The 16,589-nt window shown below is 72.6% G+C and carries 15 protein-coding genes; 2 read left to right on the top strand and 13 right to left on the bottom strand.

Features of this window, described 5'->3' with window-relative positions:
- Positions 1 to 127 precede the first annotated feature (127 nt).
- The 8 genes from truB to rimP form a co-directional block, all read right to left on the bottom strand.
- Positions 128 to 1,033, bottom strand: coding sequence for a tRNA pseudouridine(55) synthase TruB (truB, locus tag ABH937_RS36165; RefSeq protein ID WP_370220675.1), 906 nt, complete (start codon positions 1,031 to 1,033; stop codon positions 128 to 130).
- A gap of 99 nt (positions 1,034 to 1,132) precedes the next feature.
- Positions 1,133 to 2,269: a bifunctional oligoribonuclease/PAP phosphatase NrnA gene (locus tag ABH937_RS36160; protein WP_280694435.1), complete on the bottom strand. Its 1,137-nt coding sequence runs from the start codon at positions 2,267 to 2,269 to the stop codon at positions 1,133 to 1,135.
- Positions 2,270 to 2,271: 2 nt separating this feature from the next.
- A complete protein-coding gene (gene rbfA, locus ABH937_RS36155; protein ID WP_280694434.1) occupies positions 2,272 to 2,724 on the bottom strand; it encodes a 30S ribosome-binding factor RbfA in 453 nt (150 codons plus the stop codon).
- 153 nt (positions 2,725 to 2,877) lie between these two features.
- Positions 2,878 to 3,174, bottom strand: coding sequence for a DUF503 domain-containing protein (locus ABH937_RS36150; protein ID WP_280694433.1), 297 nt, complete (start codon positions 3,172 to 3,174; stop codon positions 2,878 to 2,880).
- A 228-nt stretch (positions 3,175 to 3,402) separates the two neighbouring features.
- Positions 3,403 to 6,576: a translation initiation factor IF-2 gene (gene infB / locus ABH937_RS36145; RefSeq protein WP_280694432.1), complete on the bottom strand. Its 3,174-nt coding sequence runs from the start codon at positions 6,574 to 6,576 to the stop codon at positions 3,403 to 3,405.
- A 245-nt stretch (positions 6,577 to 6,821) separates the two neighbouring features.
- The gene (locus tag ABH937_RS36140) at positions 6,822 to 7,115 is read right to left on the bottom strand and encodes a YlxR family protein (protein ID WP_280694458.1); all 294 of its coding nucleotides are present in this window, start codon (positions 7,113 to 7,115) and stop codon (positions 6,822 to 6,824) included.
- An 80-nt stretch (positions 7,116 to 7,195) separates the two neighbouring features.
- Entirely contained in the window at positions 7,196 to 8,209 is a 1,014-nt protein-coding gene (gene nusA, locus ABH937_RS36135) for a transcription termination factor NusA (RefSeq protein WP_280694431.1), read from the bottom strand.
- Between the two features lie 31 nt (positions 8,210 to 8,240).
- The gene (rimP, locus tag ABH937_RS36130; RefSeq protein ID WP_280694430.1) at positions 8,241 to 8,810 is read right to left on the bottom strand and encodes a ribosome maturation factor RimP; all 570 of its coding nucleotides are present in this window, start codon (positions 8,808 to 8,810) and stop codon (positions 8,241 to 8,243) included.
- 299 nt (positions 8,811 to 9,109) lie between these two features.
- Here rimP and ABH937_RS36125 point away from each other — a divergent pair, with 299 nt between their 5' ends.
- A complete protein-coding gene (locus tag ABH937_RS36125; RefSeq protein ID WP_280694429.1) occupies positions 9,110 to 10,156 on the top strand; it encodes a ferritin-like domain-containing protein in 1,047 nt (348 codons plus the stop codon).
- An 87-nt stretch (positions 10,157 to 10,243) separates the two neighbouring features.
- Positions 10,244 to 11,167: an aminoglycoside phosphotransferase family protein gene (locus ABH937_RS36120; protein WP_280694428.1), complete on the top strand. Its 924-nt coding sequence runs from the start codon at positions 10,244 to 10,246 to the stop codon at positions 11,165 to 11,167.
- Here ABH937_RS36120 and ABH937_RS36115 read toward each other — a convergent pair.
- From ABH937_RS36115 to dxr, 5 genes are all read right to left on the bottom strand, one after another.
- On the bottom strand, positions 11,164 to 11,733 hold the full coding sequence (locus tag ABH937_RS36115; RefSeq protein ID WP_280694427.1) for a GNAT family N-acetyltransferase: 570 nt from the start codon (positions 11,731 to 11,733) through the stop codon (positions 11,164 to 11,166). The genes ABH937_RS36120 and ABH937_RS36115 overlap by 4 nt on opposite strands.
- 41 nt (positions 11,734 to 11,774) lie before the next feature.
- A complete protein-coding gene (locus ABH937_RS36110) occupies positions 11,775 to 12,650 on the bottom strand; it encodes a GNAT family N-acetyltransferase (RefSeq protein ID WP_280694457.1) in 876 nt (291 codons plus the stop codon).
- Positions 12,651 to 12,684: 34 nt separating this feature from the next.
- Positions 12,685 to 13,845, bottom strand: coding sequence for a flavodoxin-dependent (E)-4-hydroxy-3-methylbut-2-enyl-diphosphate synthase (ispG, locus tag ABH937_RS36105; RefSeq protein ID WP_280694426.1), 1,161 nt, complete (start codon positions 13,843 to 13,845; stop codon positions 12,685 to 12,687).
- A 117-nt stretch (positions 13,846 to 13,962) separates the two neighbouring features.
- Positions 13,963 to 15,270, bottom strand: coding sequence for a site-2 protease family protein (locus ABH937_RS36100; protein ID WP_280694425.1), 1,308 nt, complete (start codon positions 15,268 to 15,270; stop codon positions 13,963 to 13,965).
- Positions 15,271 to 15,342: 72 nt separating this feature from the next.
- Positions 15,343 to 16,587, bottom strand: coding sequence for a 1-deoxy-D-xylulose-5-phosphate reductoisomerase (gene dxr / locus ABH937_RS36095; RefSeq protein WP_280694424.1), 1,245 nt, complete (start codon positions 16,585 to 16,587; stop codon positions 15,343 to 15,345).
- Positions 16,588 to 16,589: the final 2 nt, after the last annotated feature.

Below are 16,589 nucleotides of genomic sequence, written 5' to 3'. Positions count from 1 at the left end.
GTCCGCGGTGAGGACCGTGCCGGTCAGGTCGGCCCAGAACCCGTGCCCGAGCGTGCGCCCGGCGCTCGTGCTGATCCCGACCAGCGCCCCACCCGTCAATCGCCCGTCAGCCACCCGTCAGCCGCCCCTACCCCACGAAGACCGCCACCGGCCGCGCCTGGCCGTCCTTCTCCTCCACCAGCGCCAGGAACTGCTCCTCGGGCCCGAAGACCGCGATCGGCCCCGCCACCCCCAGGCCGGGCGCCTTCAGCCGGACGCCGGTGGAGAGCAGCCGGGCGTCGTCCGCCTCGATGTCCCAGCGCGGGAAGGCCGCCGCGGCGGCCTCGCCGATCGGCAGCACGGCCAGCTGCTCCTCCAACTGCTCCAGGGTGTGCGCGGACTCCAACCCGTACGGGCCGACCTTGGTGCGGCGCAGGGCCGTCAGGTGACCGCCCACCCCGAGCGCGCCGCCCAGGTCGCGGGCGAGCGCGCGGATGTAGGTGCCGGAGGAGCACTCCACGGTGACGTCCAGGTCGATCACCGGCGTGCCGTCCTCGGCCACCGCCTGCCGCAGCTCGTGCACCGTGAAGGAGTACACCGTGGTCGGCCGGGCCGGCAGCTCGAACTCCTCGCCCTCGCGGACCCGGTGGTAGGAACGCTTCCCGTCGATCTTGATCGCGCTGACCTTGGACGGCTGCTGCATGATCTCGCCGGTCAGCAGCGCGACCTGCTCGTCGATCGCCGCCCGGGTCACCGCGTCGGCGGGCATCGAGGCGGTGACCTCGCCCTCCCGGTCGTCGGTGATCGTGCTCTGGCCGAGCCGGATGGTCGCCTCGTAGGTCTTGGCGGTGAGCATCAGGTGTCCGAGCAGCCGGGTGGCCCGCTCGACGCCGATCACCAGGACCCCGGTGGCCATCGGGTCCAGGGTGCCGGCGTGACCGACCTTCCTGGTCCCGGCCAGCCGGCGCAGCCGGGCGACCACGCCGTGGGAGGTGATGCCCTCGGGCTTGTCCACGATGACCAGACCGTCAGGGCCGGTGCCTTTGCGCTTCATCTTTTCTTTCTCTGCAACGTTTGCAAACCATCGATACGGAGCTTGCAAACTTTGCAAGCCCGACATTCAACGAGCCGAGCGGCACGCCACCCGGCGCCGTCACCCCAGCGCGTCCCGGAACCGCGCCACCGCGCTCGGCACGTCCTCCCGCGCCGAGAACCCGGCCTGGAAACTGTGCCCGCCCCCGCCCAGCCTCGCGCAGACCGCTGCCAGGTCGACCGCGCCCTTGGCCCGGCAGGACCCGCGCAGCGTGCCGTCCGGGTCCTGCTTGAGCACCAGCGCCACCTCGGCCTCGGCCGGCTTGCGCAGCACGTCGATCAGGCCCTCGATCTCCTCCATGGTGACGCTGAACAGCACCAGGTCCTGGTAGGGCACCCAGGTCCACACCAGCCCCAGCCCGCCCGCCGCCGCGGGCTCGTACACCGCCCGCTCCAGCGCGGCGCCCAGCACCTTCAGGTACCCGAAGGAGGTGGTGTCCCAGAGCTGACGGGAGATCAGATCCTGCCGGATCCCGGTGGCCAGCAGCCGACCGGCCAGCTCGTGGGTGGCCGGCGTGGTCCCGGCGTACTTGAACGACCCGGTGTCGGTCGCCACCCCGGTGTACAGGCAGGTGGCGATCTCCTGGTCGAGCGGCACCCGCAGCCGCCGCAGCAGCTCGTCCACCAGCACGGCGGTGGCCGGCGCACCCGGGTCGATGATCCGGTGCGTCCCGAAGCCCGGGTTGGAGGCGTGGTGGTCCAGCACCACCAGCGCCCGCGCCGCGAACGCCTTCTCCCGCAGCAGCCCGAGCCGCCCCTGCGAGGCGACGTCGAAGCAGATCACCAGCTCCGGCCGGTCCGGCAACTCGGCGGCGGGCACGATCAGTTCCTGCCCGGGCAGGAAGGAGAGCGACTCCGGGATGATCTGCGGGTCGTCCCCGAAGGAGACCCGCACCTGGTGCCCCAGCGAGCGCAGCGCGAGCCCGGCCGCCAGCGCCGAGCCGAGCGCGTCACCGTCCGGGGTGACGTGGCAGATCAGGTCGATCGTCGGGCACTGCCCGATCGCCGCCACGATCCGCCGCCACTCCGCCTCGAACCCGCCCCGGGCCCCCGGTGCCTGCGCACCCGGCGCCCCCCGCTCCCCCGCGAAACCGACCGGTGACTCCTCGCGCTGCCCCGGAAGCACCGCGAGGGCGTCTGTCACCGGGTCGGTGACAGACGCCCTCGCCGAACCGGCCGCCGCCGGCTCACTGGCCATGACTACTCGTCCTCGTCCGCGTCGTCGTCGCGGTCGGCGGCCGGCACCTTGTAGGGGTCGGCCTCCCCCGCGTACTGCGCCCCGGTCGCCGCGGTGCGTACCGCCGCGTCCGAGAGCCGGACCCGCTCCAGCAGGTCGTCGATGGTGCGCGCGTTGTCCGGCAGTGCGTCCGCGACGAAGGTCAGCGACGGGGTGAAGCGCACCCCGGTCTGCTTGCCGACCTCGGAGCGGAGCACCCCCTTGGCACTCTCCAGCGCGGCCGCCGTCGCCTCCCGCTCGGTCTCGTCGCCGAAGACCGTGTAGAAGACGGTGGCCTCCCGCAGATCGCCGGTGACGCGGGTGTCGGTGATGGTCACGAAGCCCAGGCGCGGGTCCTTGATCCGCCGTTCCAGGGTCTCGGCGACGACCACCTGGATTCGATCGGCGAGCTTGCGCGCCCTTGCGGTGTCGGTCACGTTGCCTCCTCGTGCAGTGGGCACGGTACGCCGGGCGCCGTAGCGCCCCTAGGGGCCCACGCCCCAACGTACCGGCCCGCGCTCAGCCTTGTGAGCGCTCTCGGTCCTCGTCGGTGTGACGGTGGCGACGTTGCACCACCGGCACGGCCGATCTCATTCATCCTCGTCGCCGTAGTACCTCCGCCGAGCGGAGAGCAGCTGCACTTCGGGGCGGCCGGCGACCAACCGCTCGCAGCTGTCCAGGATCTCGGTGACGAACCGGTGCTCGCCCGAGACCACCGCCAGGCCGATCTCGGCCCGCCGGTGCAGCTCCTGGTTTCCGACTTCCGCAGCGCACACGCTGTACTTGCGCTGCAGTTCGGCCACGATGGGCCGCACGATCGAGCGCTTCTCCTTGAGCGAGTGAACGTCGCCGAGCAGCAGGTCGAAAGTGAGTGTTCCCACGAACATGTATGACAGGTCTCGCCGACCTGAAGGCCTCGAAGGACGCCCCGAACGGGGCTCGTAGCGCAGGACCTTACACAGCGAGACCGGGGCCGGTCGACGGGAAATCCCGCCGACCGGCCCCGACGGTGCCAGCCTTTGCCGCTTAGTGGGCTGCTCCTACGCTGCGGGCGGGTGCCACCTCGTTCCTCGGTGGCCCCCACCCTCCGCTGCGTCGCAGCCCAGTCGCGGGGCCTACGAGCGCGGCTTCTCGCGCATCTCGAAGGTCTCGATGACGTCGTCCACCTTGATGTCGTTGAACGACCCCAGGGTGACACCGGCCTCGAAGCCCTCGCGGACCTCGGTCGCGTCGTCCTTGAAGCGGCGCAGACCCTCGATGGTGAGGCTCTCCGCCACGACCTTGCCGTCGCGGATGAGGCGCGCCTTGGCGTTGCGGCGCAGCAGGCCCTCGCGGACGATGACACCCGCGATGTTGCCGAACTTGGAGCTGCGGAAGACCTCGCGGATCTCCGCGGAGCCGAGGCGCACCTCCTCGTACTCCGGCTTGAGCAGGCCCTTGAGCGCCGCCTCGATCTCCTCGATCGCCTGGTAGATGACCGAGTAGTACCGGACGTCGACGCCCTCGCGCTCGGCCGCCGTGCGAGCACGGCCCTCGGCGCGGACGTTGAAGCCGATGATGATGGCGTCCGAGCCCATCGCCAGGTCCACGTCGGACTCGGTGATGGCACCCACACCGCGGTGCAGGATGCGCAGCTCGACCTCTTCGCCGACGTCCAGCTTGACCAGCGCGTCCTCAAGGGCCTCGACCGAACCGGAGACGTCGCCCTTGATGATCAGGTTGAGCTGCTGGATGCCGCCGGCCGCGATCGCCTGGTCCAGGTTCTCCAGCGAGATCCGCATCGGACGCTTGGCGAACATGGCGTTGCGGTCACGGGCCGAACGCTTCTCGGCGATCTGGCGCGCGGTGCGGTCGTCGTCGACGACGATGAAGCTGTCGCCGGCGCGCGGCACCGAGGTCAGACCGAGCAGCAGGACCGGACGGGACGGACCCGCCTCCTCGACGTTCTTGCCGTTCTCGTCGAGCATCGCGCGGACGCGGCCGTGCGCGTCACCGACGGCGATCGAGTCACCGACGCGGAGCGTACCGCGCTGGACCAGGACGGTCGCCATGGCGCCGCGACCCTTGTCCAGGTGCGCCTCGATGGCGATACCCTGCGCGTCCTGCTCCGGGTTGGCCCGCAGGTCGAGCGAGGCGTCCGCGGTCAGGACCACGGCCTCCAGCAGCTGCTCGATGTTCAGGCCCTGGCGCGCGGAGATGTCGACGAACATGGTGTCGCCGCCGTACTCCTCGGCCACCAGCCCGAACTCGGTCAGCTGACCGCGGACCTTGACCGGGTCCGCGCCCTCGACGTCGATCTTGTTGACGGCGACCACGATCGGCACACCGGCGGCCTTGGCGTGGTTGAGCGCCTCGACCGTCTGCGGCATGACACCGTCGTTGGCCGCGACCACCAGGATCGCGATGTCGGTGGACTTGGCACCACGGGCACGCATGGCGGAGAAGGCCTCGTGACCGGGGGTGTCGAGGAAGGTGATCTTGCGCTCCTCCCCGTTCACCTCCGCCGACACCTGGTACGCACCGATGTGCTGGGTGATGCCACCGGCCTCGCCGGCGACCACGTTGCTCTTGCGGATCGCGTCGAGCAGTCGGGTCTTACCGTGGTCGACGTGACCCATGACGGTGACGACCGGCGGGCGAGGCATGAGCTCGTCCTCGTCGCCCTCGTCGGCACCGAAGTCGATGTCGAACGACTCCAGCAGCTCGCGGTCCTCGTCGTCGCGGCTGACGATCTCGAGCACGAAGCCCATCTCGCCGGCCAGCAGCTCCAGGGTCGCGTCGGCGACCGACTGGGTCGCGGTGACCATCTCGCCGAGGTTGAACATCACCGAGACGAGCGCGGCCGGGTTGGCGTTGATCTTCTCCGCGAAGTCCATCAGCGAGGCACCACGCGACAGGCGGACGGTCTGTCCGTTGCCGCGCGGCAGCATCACACCGCCGACCGACGGGGCCTGCATGGCCTCGTACTCCTGGCGACGCTGACGCTTCGACTTGCGGCCACGGGCCGGACGACCGCCCGGGCCACGACCGAAGGCGCCCTGCGTGCCACCACGGGCACCCGGGCCGCCAGGACGGCCGCCGAAGCCACCGGGACGGGCACCGCCGCCACCGAAGCCACCGCCGCCACCGGCACCGCCACCCGGACGGGGGCCGCCGAAGCCGCCGCCACCGGCCGGACGCGAGCCCGGACCGGCCGGACGGCCCTGGAAGCCGGGACGAGCGCCGCCACCGGCACCCGGACCACCCGGACGGCCGCCACCGGGGCCACCGGGGCCACGGCCACCGGGGCCCGGACGCGGACCGGTGCCCGGGCCGGGACGCTGCGGCATCATGCCGGGGTTCGGCCGCGGCATGCCGGACGGGCTCGGCCCACCCGGACGCGGACCGGCCGGACGGGGCATCCCGTCGGAACGCGGCGCACCGGCGCCGGGGGCACCGGCGGGACGCGGACGGTCACCGGGACCACCCGCACGCTGCGGACGGTCACCGGGGCCACCGGGACGCTGCGGACGGTCGCCGCCGGGACGCGGCGCACCGGCGCCGGGGGCACCGGCGGGACGCGGACGGTCACCGGGGCCACCCGCACGCTGCGGACGCTCGCCGGGGCCACCGGGACGCTGCGGACGGTCGCCGGGCGCAGCCGCACGACGGTCGCCGGGACGGGCCATGCCGGTGGCACTGCCCGAGGTGAAGGGGTTGTTGCCCGGACGCGGGCCGGCCGGACGCGGGCCCGGACGGGCACTGCCGCCGGCGGCAGCCGCCGGACGCGGGGCCGGGGAGGCCGGACGCGCCGGAGCGGCGGCCTCGCCGCCGGCCGGGGTCGGGGAGGAGAACTCGGCCGCCGGAGCAGCCGGAGCCGCGGGACGCGCCGCCGGGCGCGGGCCCGGAGTCGGGGCACCGGCCGAACGCGGCGCGGCGGGGGCCACCGGAGCAGCCGGAGCGGCCGGAGCCGCGGCGGCGGGGGCCGCCTGGGCGGCGGCCGGAGTCGGACGGGGGCCGGGGGTCGCGGCGGGCCGCGGACCCGGCGAGGGGGCACCCGGCTTGGGTGCGGCCGCACCGGCAGCGCCGGTGGGCGTGGGCGCCGCGGGCTTCCGCGGGCCAGGCTTGGCAGCCCCGCCACCGGACGGCGGCGTAGCTCCAAGAGCATCAGTCAACTTGCGCACGACCGGCGCCTCGATCGTCGAGGACGCCGAACGGACGAACTCACCCAGCTCGGTGAGCTTGGCCATCACGGCCTTGCTCTCCAAGCCCAGTTCCTTGGCGAGTTCATATACCCGGACCTTAGCCACTTCGCTCCTGTCTATAAGTCCGGGGTCGTCTCCGCCGGACCGTCGCTACTTCATGGGCGTACTCATCGCGTACTCATCGAGTGCTCATCGCAATCTCGACCTACTTCCATCTCGCGAGGTACCTGACTGGTGGCGCGATGCACCGGAGTGCTCGCGCCGTTGCTCTTCTGTGCGGTGGTTCTCCCCCGCACCGGCGGAGGTCGTGCCCTGCGGGCGAACCCGCGGTCCAGCTGGATCCGCTGGGCTCAGGACGCCGGGGCGCTCACTGCCCCGGCCTCGACCCGCTGCCGTAGCGACTCCGTGTCGAGCGTGCCCTGGAGCCGGAAGGCCCTGGGGAACGCCCGGCGGCGGACCGCCAGGTCGAGGCAGGCCGGATCGGGGTGCAGGTACGCGCCCCGGCCGGGCAGCGAACCGCGAGGATCGGGGACGCAGACGCCCTCGACCGCCGTGACTCGCAACAGCTCGTGCTTGGCCGCTCGCTTGCGGCAGCCCACGCAAGTGCGTTCAGGGCATGCGCGGACACGCGTCCGGCCGGACACCATCAAGTCTACCCCTCCGCAGGGACTGACCGCGGCCCCGTCGATCAGGCCGGGGTCGCTGCTCTCGGATGACAACACGACTACTCGGCGTGGGATTCCCCGTCCGAGCCGTCCTGCGAGCCCTCGGTGTCCGGGCGGATGTCGATCCGCCACCCCGTCAGCCGGGCGGCCAACCGGGCGTTCTGGCCCTCCTTGCCGATCGCCAGCGACAGCTGGTAGTCCGGCACGATCACCCGGGCGGAGCGCTGGGCGTAGTCCACGATCTCGACCTTGGTCACCCGCGCGGGGGACAGCGCGCTGGCCACCATCTCGGCCGGGTCCTCGGACCAGTCGACGATGTCGATCTTCTCGCCGTGCAGCTCGGCCATCACGTTGCGCACCCGGCCGCCCATCGGGCCGATGCAGGCGCCCTTGGCGTTCAGACCCGGGCGGCGCGAGTACACGGCGATCTTGGTGCGGTGGCCCGCCTCGCGGGCGATCGCGGCGATCTCGACGGAACCGTCGGCGATCTCCGGGACCTCAAGCGCGAAGAGCTTGCGCACCAGGTTCGGGTGGGTCCGCGACAGCGTCACCGAGGCGCCGCGCACGCCGCGGCGCACCGCCACCACGTAGCTGCGCAGCCGGGTGCCGTGCTTGTACTCCTCGCCGGGGACCTGCTCCTGCGGGGGCAGGATGGCCTCCAGCTTGCCGATGTCCACCAGCACGTTCTTCGGGTCGTTGCCCTGCTGGACGACACCGGTGACGATGTCGCCCTCCTTGCCGGCGTACTCGCCGAAGGTCTGGTCGTCCGCCGCGTCGCGCAGCCGCTGCAGGATCACCTGCTTGGCGGTGCTGGCGGCGATCCGGCCGAACCCGCTCGGGGTGTCGTCGAACTCCTTGGGCTCCACGCCCTCCTCGAGCTCGTTCGCGTCCTCAAGCGCCCACACGGTGACATGGCCGGTCTTGCGGTTCAGCTCGACGCGGGCACGACGGCGCGAGCCCTCGGTCCGGTGGTACGCGATGAGGAGCGCCGACTCGATCGACTCGACCAGCAGGTCGAACGGGATGTTCTTCTCGGTCACCAGCCCACGCAGGGCACTCATGTCGATGTCCACGGCTACGCCTCCTCTGCTCTTCGGTTCTTGCTCACTGCTCGTCTGCAGCGTCGTCGTTGTCTTCGTTGTCGCCCTCGGCAGCGTCCGTGGCGTCGGCGTCGTCGGCGAGCAGCTGCTCGTCCTCCTTGCGGTTGAACTCCACCTGGATCCGCGCCTTGACGATCTCGGCGAACTCCAGGCGGCGCTCCTTGGCACGGCCGCGGCCCTTGACCGGCTGCACCTCGACCAGCGCGCCGTCCTCGTCGCTCGACAGGATCCGGGCGACGATCTCGTCGCCCTCGGTGAGCTGCACCTTCACCAGCCGGCCGGCGTTGCGACGCCAGTGCCGGGGCGCGGTGAGCGGACGGTCCACGCCCGGGGAGCCGACCTCCAGCACGTACGCGGTATTGCCCATCAGGTCGCTCTCGTCCAGCGCCTTGCCGACCTCACGGCTGAACTCGGCGATCGCGTCGAGGTCCACGCCGCCGTCCGCGTCCACATCGATCTGCACCTGGCGGCGACTGCCTGCCTGGCTCACCTTGAGGTCCTCAAGGTCCAGACCCGCGCGCTCGGCCAGCGGCTCCAACAGGGCACGCAACCGATCGGTGGGGGTGGTGCTCATCCGGGTGACTCCTCGGCCGCGTCTGCTGTTGTCAGAAGGTCGTAACTCGCCCAAAGCCTATCGGGTCGACCCCCGAACCGCCGATTCCGGGCACACCGGGTGCCGGCCGGAGACACCTCGGAACCGGCCCCGGCCTGGGCTGCGTCAGCCACTGACGATACGGTCCAGGCGGGCGGGCACAACTCTTTCACGCTGTGTACACGGGTGACCGTGGCGCGGACGACGTTGCGGCCCTGCACCCGGCAGACCAGCCGCGGGGGGCGTTCGGCGACTTCCGCATGACCTCATGGAGCGCGTCGATGCAGTCCCCCAGCCGGCGGACCTTCCTGGCCACCGGGGCGCTGGCCGCCGCCGGACTCCTGGCCGCCTGCACCGCTTCGGGTGGGAAGTCCAAGGCCGGGGGCAGCGCCGCCGGCGGGGCCGGGAAGACCGACCCCGACCTGCCGCTGCGCACCCGGGCGGTGGCCGCCACCGATGCGCTGATCGCCCAGTACTCCGCGGCGCTGGGCCCCGGCAGCGGCGCGCCCGCCTCGCCGCTCGCGCAGCTGCGTGCCGACCTGGAGACCCAGCGGACGGCGCTGGCGGCGGGACTGCCGGCCGGCCGCCCCGCCTCCTCCTCAGCGTCACCGAGCGCTCCCGCCGCGTCCGCCAGCCCGACTGTCAACGCCCCGGGATCGCCGGCCGGGTGGGCGCCGCTGGCCACCGCCGAGCTGAGCTGCGCGCAGGGCCGGTTGGCCGACCTGGCCGCAGCCTCCCCGGAGCTGGCCCGGCTGCTGGCCTCGGTCTCGGCGGCCGGCGCGGTGCACGCCGCCCACCTGGGCGACACCGCCCCGTTCCCCGCCGACACGGCGTCAGCCGTCCCCTCCCCCAGCGCGAGTGGCACCCCGTCAGGCGGCCTGACGGCCGGGGCGGTCACCGCGCTGCAGGCCGCACTGGCCGGCGAGCACACCGCCGTCTACGCCTTCGGGGTGGTCGGCGCCCGGATACCCGTGGGCCCCCAGCGGGACGACGCCCGCGCCTGCTACGCCGTCCACCAGGCCCGCCGGGACGCCTGGCAGCGGATGCTGGCCGGCGCCGGCGCGACCCCGGTTGCCGCCGCCCCCGGCTACCAGCTGCCGTTCGCCGTCCCGGACGCCACCGCGGCCGCCAAGCTGGCCGGCACCATCGAGGCCCGGCTGACCGCCGTCTACGCCGATCTGGTGGCGGCCGGCAGCGGCTCGCTGCGGCTGGCCGGCGCCACCGCGCTGCGCGAGTGCGGCCTGCAGGCCTACCACTGGGGCGTCGACGTCGGAGCCCTGCCGGGGATGCCGGCAGGGACCGCCGCCACCGCCACCGCGAGCCCCTGACCAGTGCGCGGCTTCCCGTCCGCGCGACCCTCGATGGCCGACAATGGACGGGGTACCACCAGGGGGCGCACCGGACGGAGGACCGGCATGTCGGCAACAGCAGGGCAGTTCAGCGTCCCGGACCGACTGCGCGAGAGCGTGCTGGCCCGCCAGGGCGAGCCGGGCGCCCGCTGGCTGGCCGCGCTGCCGGACCGGGTCGCCCACCGGCTGGCGCGGTGGGACCTCACCCTGGACCGGATCGCCGAGCCGGGCGGCCGGCTCAGCGTGATCGGCTACGTCCGGCGGGCGGACAACACGCCGGCCGTGCTGAAGGCCGGTCTGATCACCCCGGAGACCGCGCAGGAACACGCCGCGCTGAGCCAGTGGGCCGGCCGCGGCGCCGTCCTGCTGCTGGACGCCGACCCGGCCGAGGGCTTCCTGCTGCTGGAGCGCCTGCACGGGGACATCCCGCTGCGCTCGCTGGTCGAGGCGAAGGCGATGCTGGAGGCCTGCGGCCTGCTGCGGCGCCTGTGGACCAGGCCCGCCGACGGCCACGCCTACTCCTCGGTGGCCGAGCACGTCGCGGTCCGCGCCGCCTGGCTGCGCGAGCACCCGGCGGCGGCCGATCAGCTGGACGCCCGGCCGCTGGTGGACGCGGCGCTGCGCACCGCCGAGGAGTTGCTGGCCTCCGGCGACGAGGCCTTCCTGCTGCACGGCGACTTCCACCACGGCAACGTGATGGCCGCCGACCGCGCCCCGTGGCTGGCCATCGACCCGCAGCCGCTGGTCGGCGAGCGCGCCTTCGACCTGGCCTGGCTGGTGCAGGACCGCAAGGAGACGCTGGCCGCCGCGGCCGGCCCCGAGGGCGCGGTGCGGCGCCGCCTGCACCAGCTGTCCGAGGCGCTGGAGGTGGATCTGGACCGGCTGCGCGGCTGGACGCTGTTCCGCAGCGTCGCCGCCGGGATGGCGGCGCTGGCCGGCGGCGACCGCAGCGGCGCCGAGCGCTACCTGGAGTTCGCCGGCCGCCTCTAGCGGAAGTCCGGTCCGCGGTCGGTCCGGTCGAGCAGCGGCAGCCGGGCGCCCATCACGACGTACGGGCGGTCGGTGTTCGGGAAGCGCACCGGGCGGGCCAGGTCGCGGTAGCCGAGCGAGCGGTAGAGGCGGCGGGCCGGGGTCTCGGCGTCGATCGCGGACAGGATGCTGCGCGGCAGCCCGGACCGTTCGCACAGGGTGCGGATCAGGGTGCTGCCCAGGCCCCGGCCCTGGAACTGCGGCAGCACGTGCAGCTCGGTGACGGCGAACACGCCGTCCAGCCAGTCGCCGTGGCCGCGCGCCTCCAGATGCGGCTCGATCACCGTGCTCCACCAGTGCTCGCGCTGGTTGGGCATGCCGTAGCCGAAGCCGACCAGTTGCCCCGCGCTGAGCGCCCCGAGCGCGATCACGCCGGGCTGCAGCGCGTGCCGCCCCACGATGTGCAGCCGGACCGCGACCTCCTCCGGCGAGAGCCCGAAGGCCGCCGACTGCACCTCCAGTGCGTACGGTGCCCAGGCCGCCAGATCGATCGGCTGGACGGTCACCTCGGTCAGCTGCTGCTCCATGCCCGGGACGTTACTCCAGCACCGCCCGGAAAATCAGCGAGCTAGAAAAGCACCGACATGAACGCGCCCACCTCGCGGAAACCCACCCGGTGGTAGGCGGCCCGGGCGGCCAGGTTGTAGTCGTTCACGTAGAGGCTGACCACCGGGGCCACCTCGCGCAGCGCGATCTCCAGCACGGCGGCCATGCCGCTCTCGGAGAGCCTGCGGCCGCGGTGGGCGGGGGCCACCCAGACCCCCTGGATCTGGCAGGCGCCCCGGGTGACCGCGCCGATCTCGGCCTTGAAGACGACCTCGCCCTGTTCCGAGATCCGTGCGAACGAGCGGCCGCCGCCCACCAGTTCGGCCACTCGGGCCTGGTAGAGCAGCCCGCCGTCACCGGCCAGCGGGGAGACCCCGACCTCCTCGGTGAACATCGCCACGCAGGCCGGCATCAGCAGGTCGAGCTCGTCCCGGCGGACCCGGCGGACCAGCGGGTCGGCGGCCACCTCGGTGGCGGGCTCGGTGGCGGCCATCAGCGGCTGGTGGCCGCGGACTTCGCGGGCCGGCCCCCAACTGCGCTCCAGCAGCGCCCAGAGCGCGGCGGTGGACTCGGCCGGGCCGACGATCGAGGAGCAGCGCCGCCCCTGGCGCCGGGCCCGCTCGGCGAAGGCGCGCACGGCCTGCGGACCGGCGTTGATCGGCACCAGGTTGGCTCCGGCGTAGCAGAGCGACTCCAGCCGGCCGTTCTGGTCGAACCAGCCCCACATCTCGCCGCCGAGCCGCCACGGGTCGAGGCCGACCGCCTCGACCCGGGTGGCGACGAAGGCGTTGGCGACCGGGTCCCGCCGCAGCACCTCCAGGGTGTCGGCCAGGTCCGGGCCGTCCAGCACCCGGGTCGCGGCCAGGCTGCGGGCAGCCTGCAGCGCACCGGGCAGCATCACACCTCGATCGAGCACAGCGCCTCACCCACCGTCAGTCGGCGGCGATCACGGTCGGGGAGCCGGACTCGACGCCGTCGGCCTGCATCTGCTCGGCGAGCTTGAGGGCCTCCTCGATCAGGGTCTCGACGATCTTCGACTCGGGCACCGTCTTGATCACCTCGCCCTTGACGAAGATCTGGCCCTTGCCGTTGCCCGAGGCCACACCGAGGTCGGCCTCCCGCGCCTCACCCGGACCGTTGACGACGCAGCCCATGACGGCGACCCGCAGCGGCACCTCCATGCCCTCCAGGCCGGCGGTGACCTCCTCGGCGAGCTTGTAGACGTCCACCTGGGCCCGACCGCAGGACGGGCAGGAGACGATCTCCAGGCCGCGCTGACGCAGGTTCAGCGACTCCAGGATCTGGTTGCCGACCTTGATCTCCTCCACCGGCGGCGCGGAGAGCGAGACCCGGATCGTGTCCCCGATCCCCTCGGCCAGCAGCGCACCGAACGCGACGGCCGACTTGATGGTGCCCTGGAAGGCCGGGCCGGCCTCGGTCACGCCCAGGTGCAGCGGGTAGTCGCACGCCGCCGCGAGCTGCCGGTAGGCGTTGATCATCACGACCGGGTCGTTGTGCTTCACCGAGATCTTGATGTCCCGGAAGCCGTGCTCCTCGAAGAGCGAGCACTCCCAGAGCGCCGACTCGACCAGCGCCTCGGGGGTGGCCCTGCCGTACTTCTCCAGCAGGCGCTTGTCCAGCGAGCCGGCGTTGACGCCGATCCGGATCGGCGTGCCGGTCTGCGAGGCCGCCTTCGCGATCTCGCCGACCTTGTCGTCGAACGCCTTGATGTTGCCCGGGTTCACCCGCACCGCCGCGCACCCCGCGTCGATCGCCGCGAACACGTACTTCGGCTGGAAGTGGATGTCCGCGATCACCGGGATCTGCGACTTCTTCGCGATGATCGGCAACGCGTCCGCATCGTCCTGCGAGGGCACCGCCACCCGCACGATCTGACACCCCGAAGCGGTCAGCTGCGCGATCTGCTGCAGCGTCGCGTTCACATCCGAGGTCAGCGTGGTGGTCATCGACTGCACCGAGACCGGCGCGTCACCACCCACCGGAACGTTGCCGACCATGATCTGACGCGAGTGGCGCCGCTTGGCCAGCGGCTTCAGCGGCAGGGACGGAATACCGAGCGAGATCGCGGTCATGTGCGCAGGGTTCCCCGGAGTAGAGGTGACGGACGCCGGGTGTGCGGTGATCGCGCACCCGGCGTCCAACGGTACGGCACCCCGCAGGGCGCCCACGCACGCCCCCTGAGCGGTGGGCTAGGTGATCTTGACCGGGTTGATCACGTCGGCGATCAGCACCAGCAGGGTGAAGCCGATGAAGATGCTGGCGACCACGTACGCCAGCGGCATCAGCTTGGCCACGTCGAACGGACCCGGGTCCGGACGCTTGAAGAGCTTGGCGGCCTGCCGCCGGATCGACTCCCAGACCGCCCCGGCGACGTGCCCGCCGTCCAGCGGCAGCAGCGGCAGCATGTTGAACAGGAAGAGCGAGAGGTTGATCCCGGCCAGCAGGTTGACCATGACGGCGATCCGCTGCGAGGCGGGCAGGTGCAGCGCGAAGACCTCGCCGCCGACCCGGGCCGCGCCGACCATGCCGACCGGGGAGTCGGGCTGGCGCGGGGTGCCCTTGACCACCGAGTCCCAGAGCCCGGGGATCTTGCCGGGCAGCGCGACCAGCGAGTGGATGCCGGTGTCGGCCATGTCCGACATCTTGCTCAGGCTCTCGTCGAAGCCGAGCTGGACCACGCCGGTGGTCGGGCTGATCCCGAGGAAGCCGGCCGTCACCGGCGCGGCGCCGGGGATCGGGTCGCCGTACTTGTCCAGCTTGGCCAGCTGGTTCTTGGTGATCTGCGCGGTCAGGGTCAGCTGCTGGCCGCCGCGCTTGACCACGATCGGCACGGTCTTGCCGTAGGAGTCGCGGATGTCGTTGGAGAGCTGCTGGTAGTTGTGGATCGCGTTGCCGTCGAAGGAGACGATGCTGTCGCCCGCCTTCAACCCGGCCGCGGCGGCCGGGGACGGCGTCGCGCCCTTGGCGCAGGTGTCGTTGGTCTGGCTGGCCGGGACCACGCACTGCGAGACCGAGCTGACGATCGGCAGCGACTTGGGCACCCCGAAGCCCATCATGGTGACCAGGAAGAGCCCGAAGGCCAGGATCAGGTTCATGAAGGGCCCGGCGAACATCACGATGACCCGCTGCCAGGGCTTGCGGGTGTAGAAGAGCCGGTTCTCGTCGCCGGGCAGCAGCTCCTCGTAGGAGGCCTCGCGGGCGTCCTCGATCATCGAGCGCCAGGGCGAGCTGCTGCGCTTGGTGATCCGGCCGTCGTCGCCCGGCGGGAACATCCCGATCATCCGGATGTAGCCGCCGAACGGGATCGCCTTGAAGCCGTACTCGGTCTCGCCCTTCTTGCGGGACCAGATGGTCGGGCCGAAACCGACCATGTACTGCGGCACCCGGATCTTGAAGAGCTTGGCCGTCGACAGGTGGCCGAGCTCGTGCCAGGCGATCGAGACGAGCAACCCGACGAAAAAGACCACGATGCCGAGCACCGTCATCACTGCAGTCACCGCTGGTCCTCCGTCATGTCGCTCCCGTTCGCCATCCTGCACCCGGCCGCCGTGCCGCGTAAGGCCACGGCGTCAGCCCGCCGCCAGCTCGCGGGCCCGGGCCCGGGCCCAACCCTCCGCATCCAGGACGTCCTCGACGGTCAGAGAAGTTCCCCGCGCCGCCCCACCGCCGTCGTGCTGCCCGTGCTCGGCGACCACCTTGGCGACCGTGTCGACGATGCCGGTGAAGGCCAGGCGCCCGTTCAGGAAGGCGTCCACGCACTCCTCGTTGGCGGCGTTGAAGACGGCCGGTGCCGTGCCGCCGAGCGTACCCACCTCGCGGGCGAGCGCGACGGCCGGGAATGCCTCGTCGTCCAGCGGGAAGAAGTCCCAGCTGGCGGCCTTGGTCCAGTCGCAGCCGGGGGCCGCGTCCGGCACCCGGTCGGGCCAGCCCAGGCCCAGCGCGATCGGCATCCGCATGTCCGGCGGGCTGGCCTGGGCCAGGGTCGAGCCGTCGGTGAACTCCACCATCGAGTGCACCACCGACTGCGGGTGGACCACGACGTCGATCCGGTCGAACGGGATGTCGTAGAGCAGGTGCGCCTCGATCACCTCCAGGCCCTTGTTGACCAGGGTCGCCGAGTTGATCGTCACCACCGGGCCCATCGCCCAGGTCGGGTGGGCCAGCGCCTCCTTCGGGGTGACGCCGGCCAGCTCGTCCCGGCCGCGGCCGCGGAACGGGCCGCCGCTCGCGGTGACCACCAGGCGGCGCACCTCGCGCGCGGTGCCGGCGCTCAGCGCCTGGAAGAGCGCGGCGTGCTCGGAGTCCACCGGCACGATCTGGCCCGGCTTGGCCACCGCCTTGACCAGCGGGCCGCCGACGATCAGCGACTCCTTGTTCGCCAGCACCAGCACCCGTCCGGCCCGCAGCGCGGCCAGCGTCGGGGCCAGGCCGATCGAGCCGGTGATGCCGTTGAGCACCGAGTGGCAGGGCAGCTGGGCTAGCTCGGCGGCGGCCTCCGGGCCGGCCAGCACAGCGGGCAGCGGCCGGCCGGCGGCCCGGTCGGCGAGTGCGGCGCGCAGCGGCGCCTCGGCCTCGGCGCGGGCCACCGCCACCGTGTGCACGCCCAGCCGGAACGCCTGCTCGGCGAGCAGCTCGACCTGCCCGCCGCCCGCCGACAGCGCGACGACCCGGAACCGGTCCGGGTTGCGGAGCACGATGTCGATGGCCTGGGTGCCGATCGAGCCGGTCGAGCCGAGGATGACCAGCTCCCGAGGACCTGACGGGTCGTCGACGGCCGGGGTGAAGCGCAGCTGCGGGTGGGCGAGCGAGTTCATGG

It is taken from the genome of Kitasatospora sp. GAS1066B, assembly GCF_041262605.1.
In the GTDB taxonomy this organism is placed as follows: domain Bacteria; phylum Actinomycetota; class Actinomycetes; order Streptomycetales; family Streptomycetaceae; genus Kitasatospora.
This window is presented reverse-complemented; position numbering and strand designations above follow the sequence as displayed.

Bases quoted from the DNA above. Each gene is read 5' to 3' on its own strand.
- truB (WP_370220675.1), bottom strand. From the start codon at position 1,033: ATGAAGCGCAAAGGCACCGGCCCTGACGGTCTGGTCATCGTGGACAAG.
- ABH937_RS36160 (WP_280694435.1), bottom strand. From the start codon at position 2,269: ATGGCCAGTGAGCCGGCGGCGGCCGGTTCGGCGAGGGCGTCTGTCACC.
- ABH937_RS36150 (WP_280694433.1), bottom strand. From the start codon at position 3,174: ATGTTCGTGGGAACACTCACTTTCGACCTGCTGCTCGGCGACGTTCAC.
- rimP (WP_280694430.1), bottom strand. From the start codon at position 8,810: ATGAGCACCACCCCCACCGATCGGTTGCGTGCCCTGTTGGAGCCGCTG.
- ABH937_RS36125 (WP_280694429.1), top strand. From the start codon at position 9,110: ATGCAGTCCCCCAGCCGGCGGACCTTCCTGGCCACCGGGGCGCTGGCC.
- ABH937_RS36120 (WP_280694428.1), top strand. From the start codon at position 10,244: ATGTCGGCAACAGCAGGGCAGTTCAGCGTCCCGGACCGACTGCGCGAG.
- ABH937_RS36115 (WP_280694427.1), bottom strand. From the start codon at position 11,733: ATGGAGCAGCAGCTGACCGAGGTGACCGTCCAGCCGATCGATCTGGCG.
- ABH937_RS36110 (WP_280694457.1), bottom strand. From the start codon at position 12,650: ATGCTGCCCGGTGCGCTGCAGGCTGCCCGCAGCCTGGCCGCGACCCGG.
- ispG (WP_280694426.1), bottom strand. From the start codon at position 13,845: ATGACCGCGATCTCGCTCGGTATTCCGTCCCTGCCGCTGAAGCCGCTG.
- dxr (WP_280694424.1), bottom strand. From the start codon at position 16,587: ATGAACTCGCTCGCCCACCCGCAGCTGCGCTTCACCCCGGCCGTCGAC.